Here is a 1511-nt window from a genome sequence, read left to right as displayed (position 1 = left end):
GTGTCACTGATAATCGTTACGGGTCTCGCCCTTCCGCTTCCACCGAGCCGGAAGGGCGGTAACCTACGTTGCGGGGACGGCGCGGTGGCTCGCACTGTGTCCGACGCCCGAGGGCTGTCTCGAGGATGAGCCGCCCCGCGCCGCCCCGGCGACCCGAGGGCCGGCCATGACTTGATAGGAGCATGGGCGCGACCGCAGAGCAGCATCTGCATTATAGCGCGCCCCCGCCAGTGACGCGTCTGCCCGACCCGAGGGCCGCCAGGCACCCGAGGGGAGGGGACGGATGAACGAGAGCGGAAGCGTGGCGGCCGGGATCGACACGCACAAGGACGAGCACGCGCTGTGCGTCATCGACCGCGTGGGCCGCGTCGTCAAGACCGGCACCTACGCCGCGGACCCCGCCGGCTACGACGGGATCGCCGCGGCGATCGGCGGGCCCGGGGGCTGCGCCGTGGTCGGGGTCGAGGGGACCGGCTCGTACGGGGCGGGGGTCGCCAGGAGGCTCGCCGAGCTCGGCTACGACGTCGTCGAGGTCGTGAGGCCCGGGCGCGACAGGAGGCGGGCCGGGGAGGGCAAGAGCGACCCGGCCGACGCCGAGCGCGCGGCGCGCGACGCGCTGGCCGGCAGGGCGTCCGGCGCGCCCAGGGCCGGCACCGGCTGGGTCGAGGCGCTCAGGCTCAGGGAGGTCGCGCGGGAGGCGGCCGTCGCCGAGTCGACGCGGGCCGCCAACCGCGTGCGCGCCCTCGTCGTGACCGCGCCCGCGCCGGTGCGCGAGGGGCTGCGCGGGATGGGGACGCCCGCGCTGATGAGGCGCCTGTCACGCAGGCGGAGGGCGCGCGGCGAGCCCGAGCGGTCGCTGTGGGACTCGCTGCGCACGCTCGCCCTGTCGTGGAGGGCGGCGAAGGAGGCGGCGGCGGAGCACGAGGGGGCCATGCGCGCCATCCTGGAGGCCAACGCCCCGGCCCTGCTCGGCGTCCCCTGCTGCGGCGCGGTGAGCGCGGCCAGGCTCGCCATAGCCGCGGGCGACAACCCCGGGAGGATGTCCGGGGAGGCCGCGTTCGCGTCGCTGTGCGGCGCCTCGCCGGTCGAGGCGTCCAGCGGGAGGGTCAGGCGCCACCGCCTCAACCGCGGCGGCGACCGCCGGGCCAACTGCGCCCTGCACACCATAGCCCGGCAGCGCATGAGGCGCGACGAGCGCACCAGGCCCTGCGTCGAGAAGCGCACCAGGGACGGCAAGACCAGGCGCGAGATCGAGCGCATCCTCGTGCGCTACATCGCGCGCGAGGTCTACCGCGCGCTCATGCGCCCGCAGGAGGCGGGCCGCCCCTCCTGCGGGGAGGCCGCCGCGGCCGCGAGGTCGGAGCGCCTGCGGATCGGCGCGACCCAGGCCCAGGCCGCCTCCGCGCTCGGCGTCGCGAGCGCCAGGATAAGCGAGCTCGAGAGGTGCGTGCGCGTCGACGGGCCGCTGCTCCGGAGGTACCTCGAGTGGCTCGGCGCGATGTCCCCCGAGG

1 protein-coding gene is annotated in these 1511 nt (G+C 76.2%); it reads left to right on the top strand.

The annotated features are described in order from the left end of the window. Window positions 1–283: 283 nt before the first annotated feature. Window positions 284–1511, top strand: a 1228-nt coding sequence (locus G7Y50_RS11845) for an IS110 family transposase (protein ID WP_165056833.1), incomplete at its 3' end; no start/stop codon positions are given.

Origin of the sequence: Adlercreutzia sp. ZJ176, assembly GCF_011038975.1 — a bacterium.
Taxonomy (GTDB): Bacteria; Actinomycetota; Coriobacteriia; order Coriobacteriales; family Eggerthellaceae; genus CAAEEV01.
The sequence above is the reverse complement of the archived record's forward strand: the minus strand, read 5'-3'. Positions and strand labels throughout refer to the sequence as shown.